Origin of the sequence: Lysinibacillus alkalisoli, from assembly GCF_014643595.1 — a bacterium.
GTDB classification, from domain to species: domain Bacteria; phylum Bacillota; class Bacilli; order Bacillales_A; family Planococcaceae; genus Metalysinibacillus; species Metalysinibacillus alkalisoli.
In genome coordinates this window covers 204,433-222,808 of the sequence record NZ_BMJT01000004.1, presented here as the reverse complement: position 1 = coordinate 222,808, position 18,376 = coordinate 204,433, and the positions used below count along the sequence as shown (strand labels likewise).

Here is an 18,376-nt window from a genome sequence, read left to right as displayed (position 1 = left end):
TTTTTTCTTAACACACCATAAAATCATTTAAATAAAGCATCTAAACCTGGCATTTTCATTTTCTTTTTACCTTTGCCAGCTGACATACCTGTCATTTGTTTCATCATCTTCTTCATATCTTCAAACTGTTTTAACAAGCGGTTTACTTCTTGAATAGGGCGTCCTGACCCTTTAGAAATACGTTTTTTACGACTTGAGTTAATAATATCAGGGTTTGTTTTTTCTTCTTTTGTCATGGAATAGATAATCGCTTCGAGATGACCCATTTGTTTGTCATCTACTTGCACATTTTCAATTCCTTTCATTTTGTTTACGCCTGGAATCATTTTTAAAATTTCATCCAGTGGCCCCATTTTTTTAACTTGTTGTAATTGTTCAATAAAATCATCAAATGTAAAACTTTGTGTCTTAAATTTTTCTTCTAGTTCTTTCGCTTTATCTTCGTCTACTTGTGCTTGAGCTTTTTCAATTAACGATAGCATATCGCCCATGCCTAATATACGTGATGCCATACGCTCTGGATGGAATGGTTCTAATGCATCCATTTTTTCGCCCATACCTATAAACTTAATAGGTTTCTCTGTGACTGAACGAATCGATAAAGCAGCACCACCACGTGTATCACCATCAAGTTTAGTTAATACAACACCTGTTATGCCTAATGCTTCGTTAAAATTATTAGCTACATTTACAGCATCTTGCCCTGTCATAGCATCGACAACTAAGAAAATCTCATCAGGCTCTTTAATTGCACGAATATCTTTTAATTCTTGCATTAATTCTTCGTCAATATGCAAGCGACCTGCTGTATCAATAATAACAACATCATTATGTTCTTCTTTAGCTTGATCAATAGCCTTTCTTGCAATCTCTACAGGCGATACTTCTGTCCCCATCGAAAATACAGGAATGGACAATTGTTTACCTAATGTTTCAAGCTGTTGAATAGCTGCTGGTCGATAAACGTCAGCTGCAACTAATAAAGGTTTACGATTATACTTTTTTCGAATCAAATTAGCTAGTTTCCCAGTAGTTGTGGTCTTACCAGCACCTTGTAAACCAACCATCATAATAACAGTAGGTGGTTTATTGTTAAATTGAATAGGGCTTTGTTCGCCACCCATTAAATTCGTTAATTCATCTTGTACAATTTTAATTACTTGCTGTCCAGGTGTTAAGCTCTTCATAACATCTGAACCGACAGCACGTTCACTTACATTTTTAACAAATTCTTTTACGACTTTTAAGTTAACATCAGCCTCAATTAAGGCAAAGCGCACCTCACGCATCATTGCCTTAACATCTTGCTCTGTTACCTTACCTTTACCTTTAATTTTTTGGATCGTCTCCTGGAGTCGTTCTGATAATCCTTCAAACGCCACTAAAGTCGCCTCCTAATCCCATTCCTTTAATTGTTCTACTATGGCTAAAAGTTGTTGTTTTTGCGCTTCATTTTGAATTTCTGTTGTGAGCTGTTGTAATAATTCTTTACGTTTTTGAAACTTGGAGAAGAGCGCTAATTTCTCTTCGTAACCTTCAAGCATTTTCTCCGTGCGACGGATATTATCATATACTGCCTGTCTTGATACGCCATATGAATCTGCAATCTCGCCTAAAGAATGGTCATCTAAATAATAAAGTTCCATATACGTACGTTGTTTATCTGTAAGCAATGCTTGGTAAAAATCAAATAAAAAGTTCATACGCGTTGTTTTTTCAAGTAGCATACGTTTCTACTCCTTCGTCAGTCTACTGTATCATATCCAAAGTTAGGTATTACCGTCAAGGGAAAATACTTGTCTAAAACGTTTATTCTTCTGTCATCTTTTCTAATTCTTTTTCTAAGCCCTCTGCAAATAAACCATACACATAACGTTCTGCATCAAACGGTTGTAAATCATCCATCTTTTCACCTAAACCAACAAACTTGACAGGAATGTGTAGCTTATTACGGATTGCTAGTACAATGCCACCTTTAGCTGTGCCATCTAATTTTGTTAGTACAATACCTGATACATTTGTTGCTTCCTTAAATGTTTGCGCTTGTACTAGTGCATTTTGACCTGTTGTAGCATCTAGTGCTAATAATACTTCATGTGGCGCGTCTGGTACTTCACGCGCAATCACACGATGCACCTTTTCTAGCTCGTTCATTAAGTTCACTTTATTTTGCAAGCGGCCTGCTGTGTCACAAATTAATACATCAACATTACGCTTTTTAGCAGCTTGAATCGCATCATACATGACAGCTGCTGGGTCTGAACCTTCCGATTGTTTAACAACTTCACAACCTACGCGGTCTCCCCATACTTGTAACTGATCAATTGCACCTGCACGGAAAGTATCGCCTGCTGCTAACATCACCGTTTTACCTTCAGATTGTAAACGATGTGCTAATTTCCCAATTGTCGTTGTTTTACCCACACCATTTACACCTACAAATAAAATAACTGTAAGTTCACCCTGTGGCTGAATATTTAATGAAATGGTATCCTGTTCCCCTTGTTCATAAATCTCTACTAATTTTTCGGAAATTAAGGTTTGAATCCCTTCTGTATCTTTGATATTTTTACGCTGTACCTCATAACGAAGCTTTTCCATTAATTCCATTACTGTTTCAAAACCGACATCAGCCTGTAATAATACATCTTCTAACTCTTCAAAGAAATCTTCATCTACTTTGCGATAACGTGCAACTAAATCGTTTACTTTTGATGTAAAAGTATCACGCGTCTTTGCTAGCCCTTCTTTAAATTTAGCTGTAATTGACCAAGCAGAAGGCTTTTTCTCTTCCTCATTTACTGCTTCTGTTTCTTCGGTCTCATCAATGACTTCAATTTCTTCTTTCAATGGCTCTTTAACAGGCGTCACTTCATTTGATAGCGTTTGTTCTTCAACTGATGGATGCTCTACAGGTACAACAACATCTGGGGACTCAATTACAGCCTCAATGGTCTCCATTTCTTCTACGTCTTTTGGTTTATCTTCTGTTACTTCACCTTCAAGTTGATCTTGTTTTTCTGGCTCTGGATTACCCATTAGTTTATCTTTTAATCTTTTAAAAAAGCTCATTATGCTCGCTCCTCATCTTCTAGTTTAACTGATACTAATTTTGATACGCCAGACTCTTGCATAGTAATCCCATACAAAACATCGGCGCCTTCCATTGTACCTTTACGGTGTGTAATCACAATGAACTGTGTTTCTTGACTTAATTTACGCAAATATTGGGTATACCTTGATACATTTGCTTCATCTAATGCTGCTTCTACCTCATCAAGTACACAAAAAGGAACAGGTCGTGTACGTAAAATAGCAAATAAAATAGCAATTGCTACCAATGCTCGCTCACCGCCTGACAACAAGGAAAGATTTTGCAATTTCTTACCTGGAGGTTGCGCTACAATATCAATGCCTGTTTCAAGAATGTTCGTTGGGTCTACTAATACTAAATCTGCTTTCCCCCCACCAAATAACTCTTGAAATGCTTGTTGGAAATGTATCCGTACAGCTTCGAATGTTGTTGAAAAACGCGTAGTCATCTCATCATCCATCTCACGTATAGCCTCATTTAAGGTTTGCTGTGCTTCTAATAAGTCATTACGTTGCGCTTCTAAAAATGTATGACGCTCTTTCACTTGTTCATATTCTTCAATTGCATCTAAATTCACATTTCCCAACTCTTCTATAGATTGCTTTAGCAATTTGACATGGCGTCGCGCTTGTTCTATTGGCATTGTCAATACTGGCACTTCGCTCTCAGCACGCAAGTCCCACTCATATTGATCCCACAATTGTTCTTCCACATATTGAATTTGCGCTTGTGACTTCTCTATCGTTAAAGTATACGCATGAATTTGGGTTGTGTAATTTTTATGTTGTAGACGTAGCTTTTGAACCTGTTCATGATCTGTTTGGATATTTTGTTGTTGATGTGTGCGCTCTTTTTGTAATATTGCCACCTGTTCTTTTGTATCTGTACGTTTCACACGCCACAATGACAATTGCTCTACCACTTCTTCATGCGTGATGCTACTATCTTGTTGTTCAAATAATGTTATTTCCTCGGAAATGATCTGTAATTGATTAATGGTCTTATCAATCTCTGCTGTCAATTCAACAATGCGTGTGCTATGCATTTGTCGCTGCTCTTGTGCTACAGCTAACTGAGCTTTATTCTCACTTAATTGTTGTTGTAATATTTCTCTTTCCGACTCACCTTTTTGTTTCATGATTTCCAGATGATCAATAGTATCACTCAGAGTCGTTAGGGATTCTTGTAATATCTTAAGCTCTGCTAACGCTTGTTGATGTTGTGATTGCAAAGAATGAGATAATTGCTCGGCATCTTGCTGTTCATTTTGTGAGTAATTAGTTTGTGTTTCAAGTTGAATACGTTTATTTTGACATTGTTGAAAATAATGTTGGGCACTTTGCAAATGTTGTTCCACATCTACTAAAGCATCGCGCACTTCTTTTACTTGTTGCTCAGTGTCTTGAGCTTGTTGTGTAGCGACTTGTACATTTTTTTCGGCTTGGATAAGCTGGCTACTAAGCTGTGTAAGTTGTTGTGTTAATGTCTCTAATTCTGCTTTACGAGAGAACATATTGGACTGTCGTTTAGCCGCACCACCAGTTAGTGAACCACCTGCATTTACAACATCCCCATCTAACGTGACAACACGATATCTAAAGCCTGTCATCCGTGCAATCTCTGTTGCACCTTGTAAATGAGCTGCAATGATCGTAGCACCTAATAAATTATGCATGACTGTATCATACATTGCATCATAGGTAACGATTTCAACAGCTATACTACAAAAAGCTTCATGTTGCTTCATTTGTTGGTGCAAACTGCTTGGTATAGTACGTGCCTTTATTACAGAACGTGGTAAAAATGTAGCTCGACCTTTTCTTTTTTGTTTTAAAAAATGAATGGCTTTTTGAGCTTCTTTTTCGTCAGGTGTAATAATATGCTGTGTAGCTGCTCCGAGTGCTGTTTCAATAGCTTGTGTATATTTTGTTGGTACTTGCATAAGCTCTGCTACAGCACCATCTACTAACAACTGCCCCTTTTCTCTAGCTACTAATATCTCACGGACGCCTTCATAATAACCAGAAAAATCTGCTGCTAACTCTGCTAATGTATCCTTACGAGTTTTCAACTTATGCTGATGTTGATAAGCTTCGAATAACATATTCTGTTTTTTCGTTGCTTCTATTTGATATTCTTGCCACTTACTATTTGCTGTTGTTTCTTGTTGTTTCAACTGTTTATATTGCATTTGGTATTGTTCATATTGCTGTTTTGCAGATTGTTCTTGTTGTTGCACTGTTACTAAAGTTTCTTGCATTTGCAAATAAGCATCTGTATTTTTCGTCGATGCTTGATGATGATGTTTTAATTGTTGTTCCACATGTTTAACTTCATTTTTAAGCGCCGCTTCTTTACTTAATAAATCAATATACTGACTCTTCTTATCTTCAATCTCTATGGCAATCTCTTGTGCAGTACGTCCAAGTAAATGTTGTTGCTCTGTAATGACTGTTTTTAACTGTGCTAATTTTTGTTGCGCTTGTTGCAAGGCTTGCTCATGTGTAGATTTTGCTTGTTGTTGCTCTGCTAACTGTTGATGTAACAAGGTTTGTTCTTGATGTAATTTATCTAATTGTTGTGTGCGGTTATTGGACTGTTCTGTGACAAGTGCAATACGGCCTTCATAACGTTCCACTTCTGCACTGGCCTCAACAAGCTGTTGTTGTTCAGCATCCAATTGCTGTTCAATTATAGTTAGCCTTTGATTAGCTTCTTCAATTTTCTGTTCAAGGTCTGTTATATCAAACGCTAAAGCCTGTTCTTTGATTTCCCACTCTTTTTTAGCTTTTGTTGCGTCTTGCATCTTATGCAAGTGTGCTGTAGCATCTGTTACTAAAACAGCAATATCATAGTCTTTCATTTCATTTGTCATATGCAAGTAGTCTTTTGCTTTGGCAGCTTGTTCTTCTAGTGGTAATAGCCTATCTTGTAGCTCATGCAATATGTCTAAAATACGCAATAAATTTTCATCCGCTTCTAACAGTTTAAATTCAGCCTTCTTTTTTCGTGTTTTATATTTTAAAACACCAGCAGCCTCTTCAAAAATCGCACGACGATCTTGCGGACGACTATTTAAAATCTCGTCCACTCGACCTTGTGAAATAATTGAAAAGGCTTCTTTTCCAAGACCTGAATCCATGAAAAGGTCTGTTATATCTTTCAAACGACAAGATTGATCGTTTAATAAGTATTCACTTTCACCTGAGCGATGTACTCTACGTGTAACACTTACCTCTTGATAAGGTAACTTTAAGCGTTCATCTGTATTGTCTAGTATGAGTGTAACCTCTGCTACATTTACTGACTTATGTGCATCACTACCTGAGAAAATAATATCCTCCATTTTCGCACCACGCAAGGATTTAGCAGATTGCTCACCTAATACCCAGCGCACAGCATCTGTAACATTACTCTTACCACTACCATTTGGACCTACAACCGCTGTAACACCTTGTACAAAGTCAATGTTTGTACGCTTGGCAAATGATTTAAATCCCATCATTTCTAAACGTTTTAAATACATGCTAAGCCTCTCCTTGCTGCTCCGTAATTACACGCATGGCACATTGGGCTGCTTGTTGTTCAGCCTCTTTCTTTGACTTACCACGACCTATGCCTAATTCTTCTCCATTTAGCATAACACTAGAAACAAATGTACGATTATGCGCAGGCCCTCGTTCATCAATGATTTCATAACTTAATAAACCATTGTTGGATTGTTGAACCATTTCTTGTAATTGACTCTTGAAGTCCATTACTTGAGAAAATGCCCCTATCTCCACTTTAGGGAAAACAACACGTGCTAAAAATTGAACAACTGTATCTAAATCTTGATCTAAATATAGTGCGCCTATGAATGCCTCAAAAACATCGGCTAATAACGCTGGACGCTCTCTACCACCTGTTAACTCCTCGCCTTTGCCGAGTAGTACAAAGCGACCAAAGTTGAGCTCATTGGCAAAAATCACTAATGAAGGTTCACATACAATTGAAGCACGTAGCTTTGTGAGTTCTCCCTCGCTCATTTGTGGGTATGTTTCATACAAATATTTGGATACGGATAATTCTAAAACAGCATCTCCTAAAAATTCCAAACGTTCATTATCCGTAAATAATTTGCGTCTATGTTCATTAACATAAGATGAATGCGTAAACGCTTGATAAAGGAGCGCTTTATTTTTAAAAACTACTTCTAGCTGTCGCTGTAAAATTTCAAATTGTGCTTTTGCTTTCTCAGGGATCACGCCCTGTTTTTGAGCACTACCTTTTCTTTTATTGACCATACACATTCTGCCTTTCTTAAACAGTTTCTAACGCTTAGTGTACCTTTTTCAACACAATTGTGCAAAAATATTTCTGACTTTTTTTGTTCGCATTGGAATATAAAAGAGGCACGTGCTTGTTCGAAAACTCGAATGCATTGTGCCTCGTAGTGACTGATTAGTCTAATTTACTTTCGATGTATGCCACCGCAGCACCAACTGTAGTGATTTTTTCAGCATCCTCATCTGAAATTTCCATTTCAAATTCGTCTTCAAGCTCCATTACTAGCTCTACAACGTCTAATGAGTCTGCACCTAAATCTTCACGGAATGAAGCATCTACTGATACTTTGTTTTCTTCAACATCTAGTCGATCTACGATTACTTTTGTTACACGCTCTAATACTGTAGTCAAATTGGTCACCTCCCCTCAAATAAGTATAAACAAAAAAGGGCATAAAACATAGCCTATATTTACATCACCATACCACCGTCAATATGTAACGTTTGCCCTGTCATATAACTTGCTGCATCTGATGCTAAAAAGGCCACTACATTAGCAATATCTTCTGGTTGACCAAGTTTAGCAAGCGGAATTTGTTGTAACATTGCTTCCTTTACATCAGTAGGTAGCTCATCTGTCATATCTGTAGCGATAAAGCCAGGCGCTACTGCATTAACTAAAATATTACGTGCAGCTAACTCTTTTGCAGTCGTTTTAGTTAAACCAATTACGCCTGCTTTTGCAGCAACATAATTAGCTTGCCCAGCATTACCTGCAACACCTACAATAGAAGCTACATTAATAATACGACCTGCACGTTGCTTCATCATTTGGCGTGCCACTGCCTTTGTACATAAAAAGACGCCTTTTAGATTAGTAGCCATAACAGCATCCCATTCGTCTTCTTTCATACGCATTAATAAATTGTCACGTGTAATACCTGCATTATTGACTAAAATATCAATAGAACCGAATGTTTGTAAAGCTGTGTTCATCAGCTCTTTTACTTCATCAGCATTCGCTACACTTGCTTGTACAGCAATTGCTTGTTGCCCCATTGCTTGAATTTCAGCAACGACAGCTTCAGCTTTATCTTTAGAGCCACTATAATTTACCACAACATTAGCTCCGTCTTGTGCAAGTTTTAACGCGATCGCACGACCAATCCCTCGTGATGCTCCTGTTACTACAGCTGTTTTCATTTATACCCACTCCTTAGACGCTTCTAGAAATGCTTGTAAACTTGCTTCATCATATACACAATACGTTTTAACTGAACGATCAACTTTTTTTACTAATCCACTTAACACTTTACCAGGGCCACATTCGATAAAGACATCCACACCTTGAGCAATCATTTCTCGTACGCTTTCTTCCCATCTTACTGGGCTGCACACTTGGTCAATAAGCTCTGTACGAATAGCATCTGCTGCGGTAATACTCTGAGCTGTTACATTAGCAATCACTGGTGTTTTAGCATCATGAATTGACATTGGCATTAATACCTCCGCTAATTTCTGGGCTGCTGGAGCCATTAAAGAAGAATGGAAAGGACCACTCACAACTAATGGAATTGCTCGTTTAGCACCTTGAGCCTTGGCTAAGACACATGCTTGTTCCACCCCTTCTTTAGTACCAGAGATAACAATTTGGCCTGGACAATTCAAATTAGCTAACTGCACAGGATAACCTTCATTTGTAATTTGTGTTGTAACAGCTGCTAAAGGTTCTTGAGCCATACCTAAAATGGCAGCCATTGCTCCTTCACCTGCGGGAACAGCTTCTTCCATAAATAAACCGCGTTTATGCACAGCTTGCACAGCATCAGTAAAAGACATTACACCTGCTATAACAAGCGCGCTATATTCACCTAATGAATGCCCTGCAACAAATTGCGGTTGAATGCCCGCTTTTTTAATACGTTCCGCTACCATTACACCTGTTGTTAACAATGCTGGTTGAGCATTAAAGGTTAATGTGAGCTCTTCTTGAGGTCCTTCTAACATCAATTTCTTCAAATCATATGCTAAAACTGTATTTGCTTGTTCGTAAAATTGATTACTATCTTCATGTTGTATCACAAACTCTTGTCCCATCCCTACAGACTGTGAGCCTTGCCCAGGAAAAATAAATGCAATTGTTGCCATGTAACTAACCCCTTTATTTGTCTTTTGCAATCGTATCATGAATCGTTTGAATCACATCATGCTCTACCATTAAGCTTGCTTGACGTATCGCACTAAAAATAGCTTTGGCATTAGATGAGCCATGCGCTTTAATGACAGGTGCTTTTAAGCCGAATAAAGCAGCACCACCATACTCTGTATAATCCATTTTTGTTTTTAACGCCCTTAAACCATCTTTAGCTAAGACCGCACCTAATTTTGCTTTTGTGGATGCTGTAAATGCACCTTTTAACATACTAAATAATGTAGCCGCAGTACCTTCTACAGACTTCAAGACCATATTACCTGTAAAACCGTCTGTCACCACAACATCTGCTACTCCATTTAATAACTCTCTTGCCTCAACATTTCCGATAAAGTGAAGTGATTCTGCCTGAATAAGTGGATAGGCTGCCTTTGTCACTTCATTCCCTTTTTGTTCTTCTGTGCCAATGTTTAAAAGCCCTACTCTTGGCTTTTCATAGCCACGTACTTTTTGAGCATAAATGTTACCCATTAATGCAAATTGTGCTAAATTTTCTGCTTTAGCATCGGCATTAGCGCCTAAGTCTAACATTAAAAAACCATTGCCATCTGCTGTAGGTAACGTAGTTGCTAGTGCTGGTCGTGAAATACCATCAATACGTCCTACTTTAAAGAGGCCGCCTGCCATTAGGGCACCTGTATTTCCGGCTGATAAACAAGCGTCTGCTGTTCCCGTTTTAACTGCTTCTAACACTTTTGCCATAGATGAGTCTTTTTTACGTCTCACAGCTCTTGCTGCATCATCTGTTGCTTCTACTACTTCACTACAATGAATGACAGTTAAGCGCTCATGTTGTTGTAGAAAAGGCGCCATGACCTCTTGCTGTCCATATAAATGCACTGTTAATTGAGGAAATGCAGCTAATGCTTGCAACGCACCTTCAATCACAGATTGCGGTGCATGATCGCCACCCATACCATCTATTGCTATAATCATTTACTTTCACCTCTTGTACGATACATTTCAAATGTACCATGAAATACTTCTTTATTTTCCACTGTGGAAGATACGGTAACATACGTACGATTTTTAGCACTATCTTGCCCTGTTACAATCGCCTTTGTAATGACGCGATCACCCGATTTTACAGGCTTAGTAAATACAATTGTTGATTTTACAGTCAATGCTAGCTCATCATCAATTACAGCAACCGCTAATGAATTGGCTTGCGCAAATAAATGATGCCCTCTCGCAATCCCATTTCGTTGGAAAACATGTTCTTCTTTCACATCAAATATAGATAACGCTCGTTTATCAAGTTCAATATCAATAATTTCACCAATAACTTCATCAAGAGGTAAAGCTTTCACTTCATTCTCATAAGATTTGGAAGCAACATCTTTAATACGCTCTCTCAATTCTGGTATCGCTAACTCCATTCGATCTAAGCGAATTGTTTGTACACTAACTTGAAATTGCTTCGCTAACTGTTCATCCGTAACGAATGGATTGTCAGTAATCGTTTCTACTAACAATTGCTGACGTTCTTTTTTAGGTTTTCTCACGTCAACTTCCACCTTCTCTTATCTGATATTAGCACTTGGTACTAAAAACAGTATAATAATTCACAAAATAGATTGCAAGCTATTTTTAGTCAAAACGCTCACCATCTAATACCCCTGCCTCTCGCAACGTCTCTCTTAATGCATAATAAGTTTCATCTTGCCAAAATGCTTGAGATTGTAATAATTCGTTTGCATCTTGCCTTGCCACATCTAAAATACGGTAATCATGAATTAAATCAGCCATCTTGAACTCAGGTAATCCACTTTGTTTACTGCCAAAGAAGTCACCCGAACCTCTTAATTCCAAGTCCTTCTCTGCTAAAATAAAACCATCATTTGTTTCTGTCATCGCCAACATACGTTCTTTGCCCTCGTCTGTTTTAGGGTCTGCCACTAAAATACAATACGACTGATGCTCACCACGTCCTACACGCCCTCTTAGTTGATGCAATTGAGCGAGACCAAAACGCTCTGCATCTGTGATTAACATAAAGCTTGCATTCGGTACATTCACCCCTACTTCCACTACTGTAGTAGAGACTAATATATCGATGTCCCCATCTGTAAAAGCTCGCATCATTTTATCCTTTTCCTCAGACTTTAAACGCCCATGCATTAAGCCCACCTTCACCTTACCTTGGTAAAATTGCTGTAACTGTTCATATAAGTCGACGGCATTTTGCACATCTAATTTATCCGACTCCTCAATGAGTGGACAAATGACATAAGCTTGCCTTCCAAAAGCCAGTTCTTTTTCCATGCGGCGTAAAATAGCTGTCATTTGCTCTTTACGCAACCAATGTGTTTCTATTTCTTTGCGTCCAGCAGGTAACTCATCAATAGACGAGACATCCATCTCTCCAAATGCCGTAATTGCTAATGTTCTTGGGATTGGCGTTGCAGTCATAAATAATACATCAGGATTTTCACCTTTCTCACGTAATACACGGCGCTGAGCCACACCAAAGCGATGCTGTTCGTCTGTAATAACTAACCCTAACTGCGTAAAAATAACATCGGGTTGAATGAGTGCATGGGTACCTAGTAAAATATCAATTTCTCCTTGAGCTAACTTGGCTAATATCTCTTTTCTTGCTTTCATTTTAGTGGAGCCTGTTAGCAAAGCTACCTTCACCCCCAAAGGAGCTAACCACGTAGTGATCGATGTCTCATGTTGTTCTGCTAATATTTCTGTTGGTGCCATTAATGCACCTTGATAACCAGCTGTAACGACGGCATATAAGGCGAGCGCTGCCACGACAGTCTTACCTGATCCGACATCACCTTGGAGTAAGCGATTCATACGAATAGGCTGTAATAAATCACGACAAATTTCATTAACTACACGTTTTTGCGCATTCGTTAACTCATAAGGTAAAGTGGCAATTAATTGTTTTAAGCGTTCATTATCAAAGGGAATCGCTCTACCTTTCTCGTCTGCTAATCGCATCTGGCGTAAAGCTTGAATTCGTAACTGGAACAGTAATAATTCTTCATAAACAAAGCGACGACGCGCTTGTTTGACCATCTCATGATCTGTTGGAAAATGCAAAGCCTGTAAGGATTCTTGAAGTGACAATAACCGGTATTTCTCTCTTAATATAGCGGGTAATGGGTCTGCAAGCGTTGTACCATATTCTTGTAGAGCTTGTTTCACAAATTGGGAAAAACGCTTTTGAGGTATTTTCCCGCGCAACGCATACACAGGTGCAAAGTTCATCGCATCTGTATGGGGTCCTGGCATAAACTTGGAGCCATTAATCGTTTGACGTCCCCTATCCCACTTCCCTGTAATTGTAACAATAGCCCCTAACTCCATTTTATCCTTTAAATACGCTTGATTAAAAAATACAACTTTAACTAAATGCCGCCCTGCCATAACACGCACTTGTAAGCGATTTTTTTTACCCGTATAAAATACCGTAGGCTCACTCTCGATACGTGCCTCAATCGTTACTTTCTCATTATGTGGTGTATCTGCTAAATCTTTTAACGTAAAATCCTCATGTCTTGCTGGAAAGGTAAACAAAAGATCTTCAATTGTATGAATATGTAATTCATATAAATGAGCAGCTGTTTCTTTACCTACACCCTTTAGTGCCGTAATCGGTTGTGTAAGCTCATTTTTCATTTCACTTAACAACTCCTTTAATTGTTCTGTTTATTGCATTTATTGTATCATGACTTACGTATGTATGTTCTTAGTGGCATAATAAAAAGAACAAATTCATCATAAATAAACTGACAAATTTGTTCTGTATATTAATGAGATAATGATTTAATACTTTGTAAGGAGCCATTTTCTAAAATCGCTTTACTAATGGCCTTACCTGTAGGTGTAACTGCTAAGCCCCCTCGAGCTGTTTCTTTTAAATTGGGGCTCATCGATTGTCCAATGCGGAACATTGCGCCAATAACTTCATCACATGGTATACGACTCGTAACACCTGCTAATGCCATGTCTGCTGCTACCATAGCATTTGCAGCCCCCATAGCATTACGCTTTACACAAGGCACTTCGACTAAACCTGCTACAGGATCACATACAAGGCCTAGCATATTTTTCATCGTAATAGCAAAGGCCTCTGCACTTTGTTGTGCAGTACCACCTGCCATTTCTACAACACCGGCTGCCGCCATTGCTGCTGCTGACCCTACCTCTGCTTGACAGCCTCCAGCCGCTCCTGATATCGATGCATTATTGGCAACAACAAAGCCAAAAGCACCTGTAGTAAAGAGAAAATCAACCATTTGCTCTTTTGTTGGTTGCAATTGATTTTTTACAGCAAAAAGCACACCTGGTACAACACCTGCCGAACCCGCTGTTGGCGTTGCACAAATGGTTCCCATCGCTGCGTTCACTTCGTTTGTAGCTACAGCCTTACTCACAGCATCTAACAGTAAATTGCCTGAGAGCGCTTTGCCTTCTTTCATGTAATTTTGAATGAGTACAGCATCGCCCCCTGTTAATCCTGTAACTGATTGCACGCCATTTAAACCACGCTCAACAGCTGCTTCCATTACTTCTAGGTTTTTTAACATTTGTGTACGAATTTCATCTTCTGTGCGCCCACTAATTAACATCTCTTGTTCAATCATGAGATGAGCAATTTTCTTATTTTCATTTTCCGCTCGCTCTACAAGCTCTCTTACATTGTGAAATAAAACGTCCATAACTCTTCCCTTCCTTTACGTGTTGATTTTAGATACTTTTGTGATATTAGGAATTAAAGAAATTTGTTGTAATACTTTAGGCTCTATATTTTGATCAACCTCAATAACCATTAAAGCCGTGTGCCCTCTTTCGATACGCGACACTTCCATATGAGCAATATTAACATCATGCATGGCTAGACAATTCGCTACATTGGCAATACATCCTGCACGATCATCATGTACAACTAAAATCGCTGGCATGCCTCCTGTTAAACGTAATTTGAAACCGTTTACTTCACTTACTTCAATTTTACCGCCACCAATTGAAATACCAACGACAGACATCTCACCCTCATCATCTTCTAGCACAATACGTGCGGTGTTAGGATGTTCTGTATGTGCTGTTTCAGGTATAAATTCAAATGATAGGCCTTGTTTTTCAGCCTCAATAAATGACGTTTTAATGCGTTCGTCATACGTATCATAATTAAGCAGACCGCCTATTAATGCCACATCTGTACCATGTCCGCGATAGGTCTCTGCGAATGACCCAAATAAATGAATCGTTACTTTTTTAGGTTGCCTACCAAATAAATCACGTGCTACACGTCCAATACGCGCTGCGCCTGCTGTATGAGAAGATGATGGCCCAATCATAACAGGGCCTATTATGTCAAACACAGATGTAAATTTCATCACGTTCCCTCTGCTTTCTTTCCGTTTTGTCACCATTTTATCACAAATTAACTAAAATAAGAACTTTCACGCATGATGGAGAAATTATTCGTTTTAAAGACCATTTTTTATAAAAGCTTGTCTTTATATGATAAAAATAAAAGAGAGAATCGTATTATTATTACGACTCTCTCTTCTTTATTCGGAATTTCCTCTATTCTACGGAAATAATAAATGGATATAAACTTTGTTTTCCATTAAATAATTCAATATCTACGTCTGGATATTGGGTAGAGACAAATGTAGATAGCGCTTCTGCTTGCGCTTCTGTTGTATCTTCGCCATAAATGATTGTTACAATCTCAGCATCTTCATCTATCAATGCTGTCATTAACTGCTGGGCTGCATCTTCCAATGTTTTTGTAGATAAAATAATTTTGCCTTCTGCTAATGCCATAAAATCATCTTTATGGATTTCAACACCATCAATAGATGTGTCGCGCACTGCAAATGTTACTTGACCTGTTTTTACATCTTCAAATGCTTCTGTCATCGTTGCTTGGTTAGCTGTTACATCCGCCATTGGATTGAAAGCTAAAATTGCTGCCATGCCTTGAGGTATCGTCTTTGTTGGCACTACTGCGGCTTCAATATCTAACAACTCTACAGCTTGATCAGCTGCCATTAAAATGTTTTTATTGTTAGGCACGATTAACACTTTCTCTGCACCAATCTCACGTACAGCTTTTACAATATCTTCTGTTGAAGGGTTCATTGTTTGTCCACCCTCAATAACATATGAAGCGCCAATACTACGTAACATATCCGCCACGCCCGTCCCCATAGCGATGGTAACAATAGCATAAGGGTATTGTTGTTGCGTTGGTTGCTTCACTTCTTCACTCACAATGGCAGAGTGTTGCTCACGCATATTATCCACTTTAATTTTCATCAAGCTACCGTATTTTTGACCAATACTCAACACAGTACCTGGCGTTTCAGTGTGCACATGTACTTTTGCTACTTCTTCATCTGAGATAACGAGTAATGAGTCACCTAACTCTGACAACTCTTCGCGGAAGTTTCCTTCATTAAATGGTTCCTTATCCTCTTCTAGACGCACCATAATTTCTGTACAGTAGCCAAATTCAATATCTTCTGTGCTCATAAAATCTTGCACACGATGATGCTCTGCATTAATTAAATCATCTAATGTAGCATCATTGCGTTCTGGCAAAGGCTCGCCTTTAAGAGAGGCTAAAAAACCTTCATAGACAAATAAAAGTCCTTGCCCACCACTATCTACTACCCCTACTTCTTTTAAAACAGGTAATAGTTCAGGTGTTTGCTCAAGCGCCACTTTAGCTTGCTCTGTCACCGTTGTCATAATGGCTACAAGGTCTGTTTCGTTCTCTGCTTTCTCTACTGCCTGCTCAGCTGCAATACGAGCAACTGTTAAAATTGTTCCCTCAACTGGCTTCATTACCGCTTTATACGCTGTATCAACACCTGCTTGAAATGCTTGTGCAAATTGCTGTGCATTTACTGTTTCTAAAGCTTCTACTGATTTACCAAAGCCTCGGAATAATTGCGATAAAATAACGCCTGAGTTACCTCGAGCGCCCATTAAAAGCCCTTTAGATAAAGCTTGTGCTGTACGACCAATATGTGCGGATGCTTGTGCTTTTGTTTCTTCAGCACCTGAAGTCATAGATAAGTTCATATTTGTTCCTGTATCGCCATCAGGCACAGGAAATACATTTAAAGAATCTACATAATTTGCATTTTGCGAAAGATGATGCGCACCCATTTGCACCATCTCTGCAAATTTCAATCCGTCTAAAGATTGCATGAGTTAAAGTTCCTCCTCTTATACGTTCATCACACGAACGCCTTGCACATAAATATTAACAGCCTTAACATCCATGCCTAGCGTTTTATTCACTGTATACTTTACTTTGGATTGCACTTGATAAGCAACCTCTGAAATTTTTGTGCCATAACTTACAATAATGTACATATCAATATGTAGCCCATCTTCTAAATGACGAACAATGACACCTTTTGCAAAGTTTTCTTTGCGTAGTATCTCGGTTAAACCATCTCGAATTTGATGTTTTGATGCCATACCTACGATACCGTAACATTCAATCGCTGCCCCTCCAGCAATTTGTGCTACTACATCATTTGCAATATCAATTTGGCCGAATTCATTTTTAAGTTCAATTGACATAACAATGCCTCCTTGGCTCGTTTTGACTATCTTGTATTGTACCATTGATTCGTTCTTTTAAGCAACAAAGTACCTGTGCTTTTCCTTATTGCAATACGCCAATTGGCTGATTCATCTAGTAAAATAAAATATGCTATATTAAAACGTGGAAAGTGAGGAATACTTATGACAAAACAACCTTATCGCGTATTACTTTATTATAAATATGTCACAATCGAAGACCCTGTAACCTTTGCAGCAGAGCACCTTGCCTTATGCAAAGATATGGGGTTACTTGGGCGTGTGTTAGTTGGAACAGAAGGCATTAATGGCTGCATCTCTGCTACAGCAGAGCAAGCAGAACGATATATGGCTTATATGAAAGAGCATCCCCTATTCCATGACATTATGTGGAAGGTTGATGCATCATCTATCCAGGTGCATCGCAAAATGCATGTGCGACCAAGAAAGGAGATTGTACGCTTAGGTTTAGGCGATGATATTAACCCTCTTGAGATTACTGGTGACTATTTATCACCTCGTGAATTTATGACGCGTATGCAAGAAGAAGACACTGTTATTATTGATGCACGCAACGACTATGAATATGATGTGGGACATTTCCGCAATGCTATCCGCCCTGATATTCATAATTTCCGCGACTTGCCACAATGGATGGAAGATAATCGTGAATCATTTGAAGGAAAACATATTTTAACTTACTGTACAGGTGGCATTCGCTGTGAGAAATTTTCTGGTTGGTTAAAACGTGAAAACTTTGGCGAAAGTGTGGGACAACTTCATGGCGGTATTGCCACATACGCTAAAGATGCTGATGCTAAAGGACAATTATGGGACGGTCAAATGTTTGTCTTTGACGATCGTCGCACAATACCCATTAATCAAGTGGAGCATGTAGTAGTGGGGAAAGATTATTTTACAGGAGAACCTTCAGAACGCTATGTAAATTGTGCTAATCCAGATTGTCATAAATTAATATTATGTGAGGAAAAACATGAGGCATTTTATATGCGCAGCTGCTCCGATGATTGTCGTCGCGCAGAGCGCAATTATTTTGTAGCACAACAGCAATGGACACCCGAGCAAGTAGAAGAACAAATTCGAATCATTGCACAACAACAAATGATTCCGCAATAAATTTAAGCTGTAAAGGTTTTTTTCTTGAAAGGTTATGTAAAATGTCTTGCGCTCAATTTGTCAGTATGTTAAATTATTATGGTATGTGAAATACCG

The 18,376-nt window shown here is 38.6% G+C and carries 16 protein-coding genes; 1 reads left to right on the top strand and 15 read right to left on the bottom strand.

Features of this window, described 5'->3' with window-relative positions; genetic code table 11:
* Window positions 1–23: 23 nt before the first annotated feature.
* From ffh to IEW44_RS07380, 15 genes are all read right to left on the bottom strand, one after another.
* On the bottom strand, window positions 24–1,382 hold the full coding sequence (gene ffh, locus IEW44_RS07450) for a signal recognition particle protein (protein WP_188614419.1): 1,359 nt from the start codon (window positions 1,380–1,382) through the stop codon (window positions 24–26).
* Window positions 1,383–1,394: 12 nt separating this feature from the next.
* Window positions 1,395–1,727: a putative DNA-binding protein gene (locus tag IEW44_RS07445; protein WP_188614418.1), complete on the bottom strand. Its 333-nt coding sequence runs from the start codon at window positions 1,725–1,727 to the stop codon at window positions 1,395–1,397.
* An 82-nt stretch (window positions 1,728–1,809) separates the two neighbouring features.
* Complete coding sequence (gene ftsY, locus IEW44_RS07440) at window positions 1,810–3,072, bottom strand: signal recognition particle-docking protein FtsY (RefSeq protein WP_188614417.1); 1,263 nt, start codon at window positions 3,070–3,072, stop codon at window positions 1,810–1,812.
* Window positions 3,072–6,620, bottom strand: coding sequence for a chromosome segregation protein SMC (gene smc, locus IEW44_RS07435; RefSeq protein ID WP_188614416.1), 3,549 nt, complete (start codon window positions 6,618–6,620; stop codon window positions 3,072–3,074). The genes ftsY and smc overlap by 1 nt, the downstream gene beginning before the upstream one ends.
* 1 nt (window position 6,621) lies before the next feature.
* Entirely contained in the window at window positions 6,622–7,380 is a 759-nt protein-coding gene (rnc, locus tag IEW44_RS07430; RefSeq protein ID WP_188614415.1) for a ribonuclease III, read from the bottom strand.
* Between the two features lie 157 nt (window positions 7,381–7,537).
* Window positions 7,538–7,774, bottom strand: a complete 237-nt coding sequence (gene acpP / locus IEW44_RS07425; protein ID WP_188614414.1) for an acyl carrier protein — start codon at window positions 7,772–7,774, stop codon at window positions 7,538–7,540.
* Window positions 7,775–7,833: 59 nt separating this feature from the next.
* On the bottom strand, window positions 7,834–8,565 hold the full coding sequence (gene fabG / locus IEW44_RS07420; protein ID WP_188614413.1) for a 3-oxoacyl-[acyl-carrier-protein] reductase: 732 nt from the start codon (window positions 8,563–8,565) through the stop codon (window positions 7,834–7,836).
* Window positions 8,566–9,510: an ACP S-malonyltransferase gene (gene fabD, locus IEW44_RS07415; protein WP_188614412.1), complete on the bottom strand. Its 945-nt coding sequence runs from the start codon at window positions 9,508–9,510 to the stop codon at window positions 8,566–8,568.
* Window positions 9,511–9,523: 13 nt separating this feature from the next.
* On the bottom strand, window positions 9,524–10,510 hold the full coding sequence (gene plsX, locus IEW44_RS07410) for a phosphate acyltransferase PlsX (protein ID WP_188614411.1): 987 nt from the start codon (window positions 10,508–10,510) through the stop codon (window positions 9,524–9,526).
* Complete coding sequence (fapR, locus tag IEW44_RS07405; RefSeq protein WP_188614410.1) at window positions 10,507–11,079, bottom strand: transcription factor FapR; 573 nt, start codon at window positions 11,077–11,079, stop codon at window positions 10,507–10,509. Before fapR ends, plsX begins: the two co-directional genes overlap by 4 nt.
* Window positions 11,080–11,164: 85 nt before the next feature.
* On the bottom strand, window positions 11,165–13,210 hold the full coding sequence (gene recG / locus IEW44_RS07400; protein ID WP_188614409.1) for an ATP-dependent DNA helicase RecG: 2,046 nt from the start codon (window positions 13,208–13,210) through the stop codon (window positions 11,165–11,167).
* Between the two features lie 131 nt (window positions 13,211–13,341).
* Entirely contained in the window at window positions 13,342–14,253 is a 912-nt protein-coding gene (gene sdaAA, locus IEW44_RS07395) for an L-serine ammonia-lyase, iron-sulfur-dependent, subunit alpha (protein WP_188614408.1), read from the bottom strand.
* 15 nt (window positions 14,254–14,268) lie between these two features.
* Window positions 14,269–14,931 carry an L-serine ammonia-lyase, iron-sulfur-dependent subunit beta gene (gene sdaAB / locus IEW44_RS07390; protein ID WP_188614407.1) on the bottom strand — a complete coding sequence of 221 codons (663 nt, stop codon included), beginning with the start codon at window positions 14,929–14,931 and terminating at the stop codon, window positions 14,269–14,271.
* Window positions 14,932–15,124: 193 nt separating this feature from the next.
* Window positions 15,125–16,762 carry a DAK2 domain-containing protein gene (gene fakA, locus IEW44_RS07385; RefSeq protein WP_188614406.1) on the bottom strand — a complete coding sequence of 546 codons (1,638 nt, stop codon included), beginning with the start codon at window positions 16,760–16,762 and terminating at the stop codon, window positions 15,125–15,127.
* 18 nt (window positions 16,763–16,780) lie between these two features.
* Complete coding sequence (locus tag IEW44_RS07380) at window positions 16,781–17,143, bottom strand: Asp23/Gls24 family envelope stress response protein (RefSeq protein ID WP_188614405.1); 363 nt, start codon at window positions 17,141–17,143, stop codon at window positions 16,781–16,783.
* 165 nt (window positions 17,144–17,308) lie between these two features.
* Between IEW44_RS07380 and trhO the strand changes: the two genes are divergently transcribed.
* Window positions 17,309–18,280, top strand: a complete 972-nt coding sequence (trhO, locus tag IEW44_RS07375) for an oxygen-dependent tRNA uridine(34) hydroxylase TrhO (protein WP_188614404.1) — start codon at window positions 17,309–17,311, stop codon at window positions 18,278–18,280.
* The last annotated feature ends 96 nt before the right edge of the window (window positions 18,281–18,376 follow it).

Excerpts from the sequence above, each read along its gene's own strand:
- trhO (WP_188614404.1), top strand. The coding sequence starts at position 17,309 with ATGACAAAACAACCTTATCGCGTATTACTTTATTATAAATATGTCACA.
- IEW44_RS07445 (WP_188614418.1), bottom strand. The coding sequence starts at position 1,727 with ATGCTACTTGAAAAAACAACGCGTATGAACTTTTTATTTGATTTTTAC.
- fakA (WP_188614406.1), bottom strand. The coding sequence starts at position 16,762 with ATGCAATCTTTAGACGGATTGAAATTTGCAGAGATGGTGCAAATGGGT.
- fabD (WP_188614412.1), bottom strand. The coding sequence starts at position 9,510 with ATGGCAACAATTGCATTTATTTTTCCTGGGCAAGGCTCACAGTCTGTA.
- ftsY (WP_188614417.1), bottom strand. The coding sequence starts at position 3,072 with ATGAGCTTTTTTAAAAGATTAAAAGATAAACTAATGGGTAATCCAGAG.
- sdaAB (WP_188614407.1), bottom strand. The coding sequence starts at position 14,931 with ATGAAATTTACATCTGTGTTTGACATAATAGGCCCTGTTATGATTGGG.
- sdaAA (WP_188614408.1), bottom strand. The coding sequence starts at position 14,253 with ATGGACGTTTTATTTCACAATGTAAGAGAGCTTGTAGAGCGAGCGGAA.
- fabG (WP_188614413.1), bottom strand. The coding sequence starts at position 8,565 with ATGAAAACAGCTGTAGTAACAGGAGCATCACGAGGGATTGGTCGTGCG.
- plsX (WP_188614411.1), bottom strand. The coding sequence starts at position 10,510 with ATGATTATAGCAATAGATGGTATGGGTGGCGATCATGCACCGCAATCT.
- smc (WP_188614416.1), bottom strand. The coding sequence starts at position 6,620 with ATGTATTTAAAACGTTTAGAAATGATGGGATTTAAATCATTTGCCAAG.
- IEW44_RS07380 (WP_188614405.1), bottom strand. The coding sequence starts at position 17,143 with ATGTCAATTGAACTTAAAAATGAATTCGGCCAAATTGATATTGCAAAT.
- recG (WP_188614409.1), bottom strand. The coding sequence starts at position 13,210 with ATGAAAAATGAGCTTACACAACCGATTACGGCACTAAAGGGTGTAGGT.
- rnc (WP_188614415.1), bottom strand. The coding sequence starts at position 7,380 with ATGGTCAATAAAAGAAAAGGTAGTGCTCAAAAACAGGGCGTGATCCCT.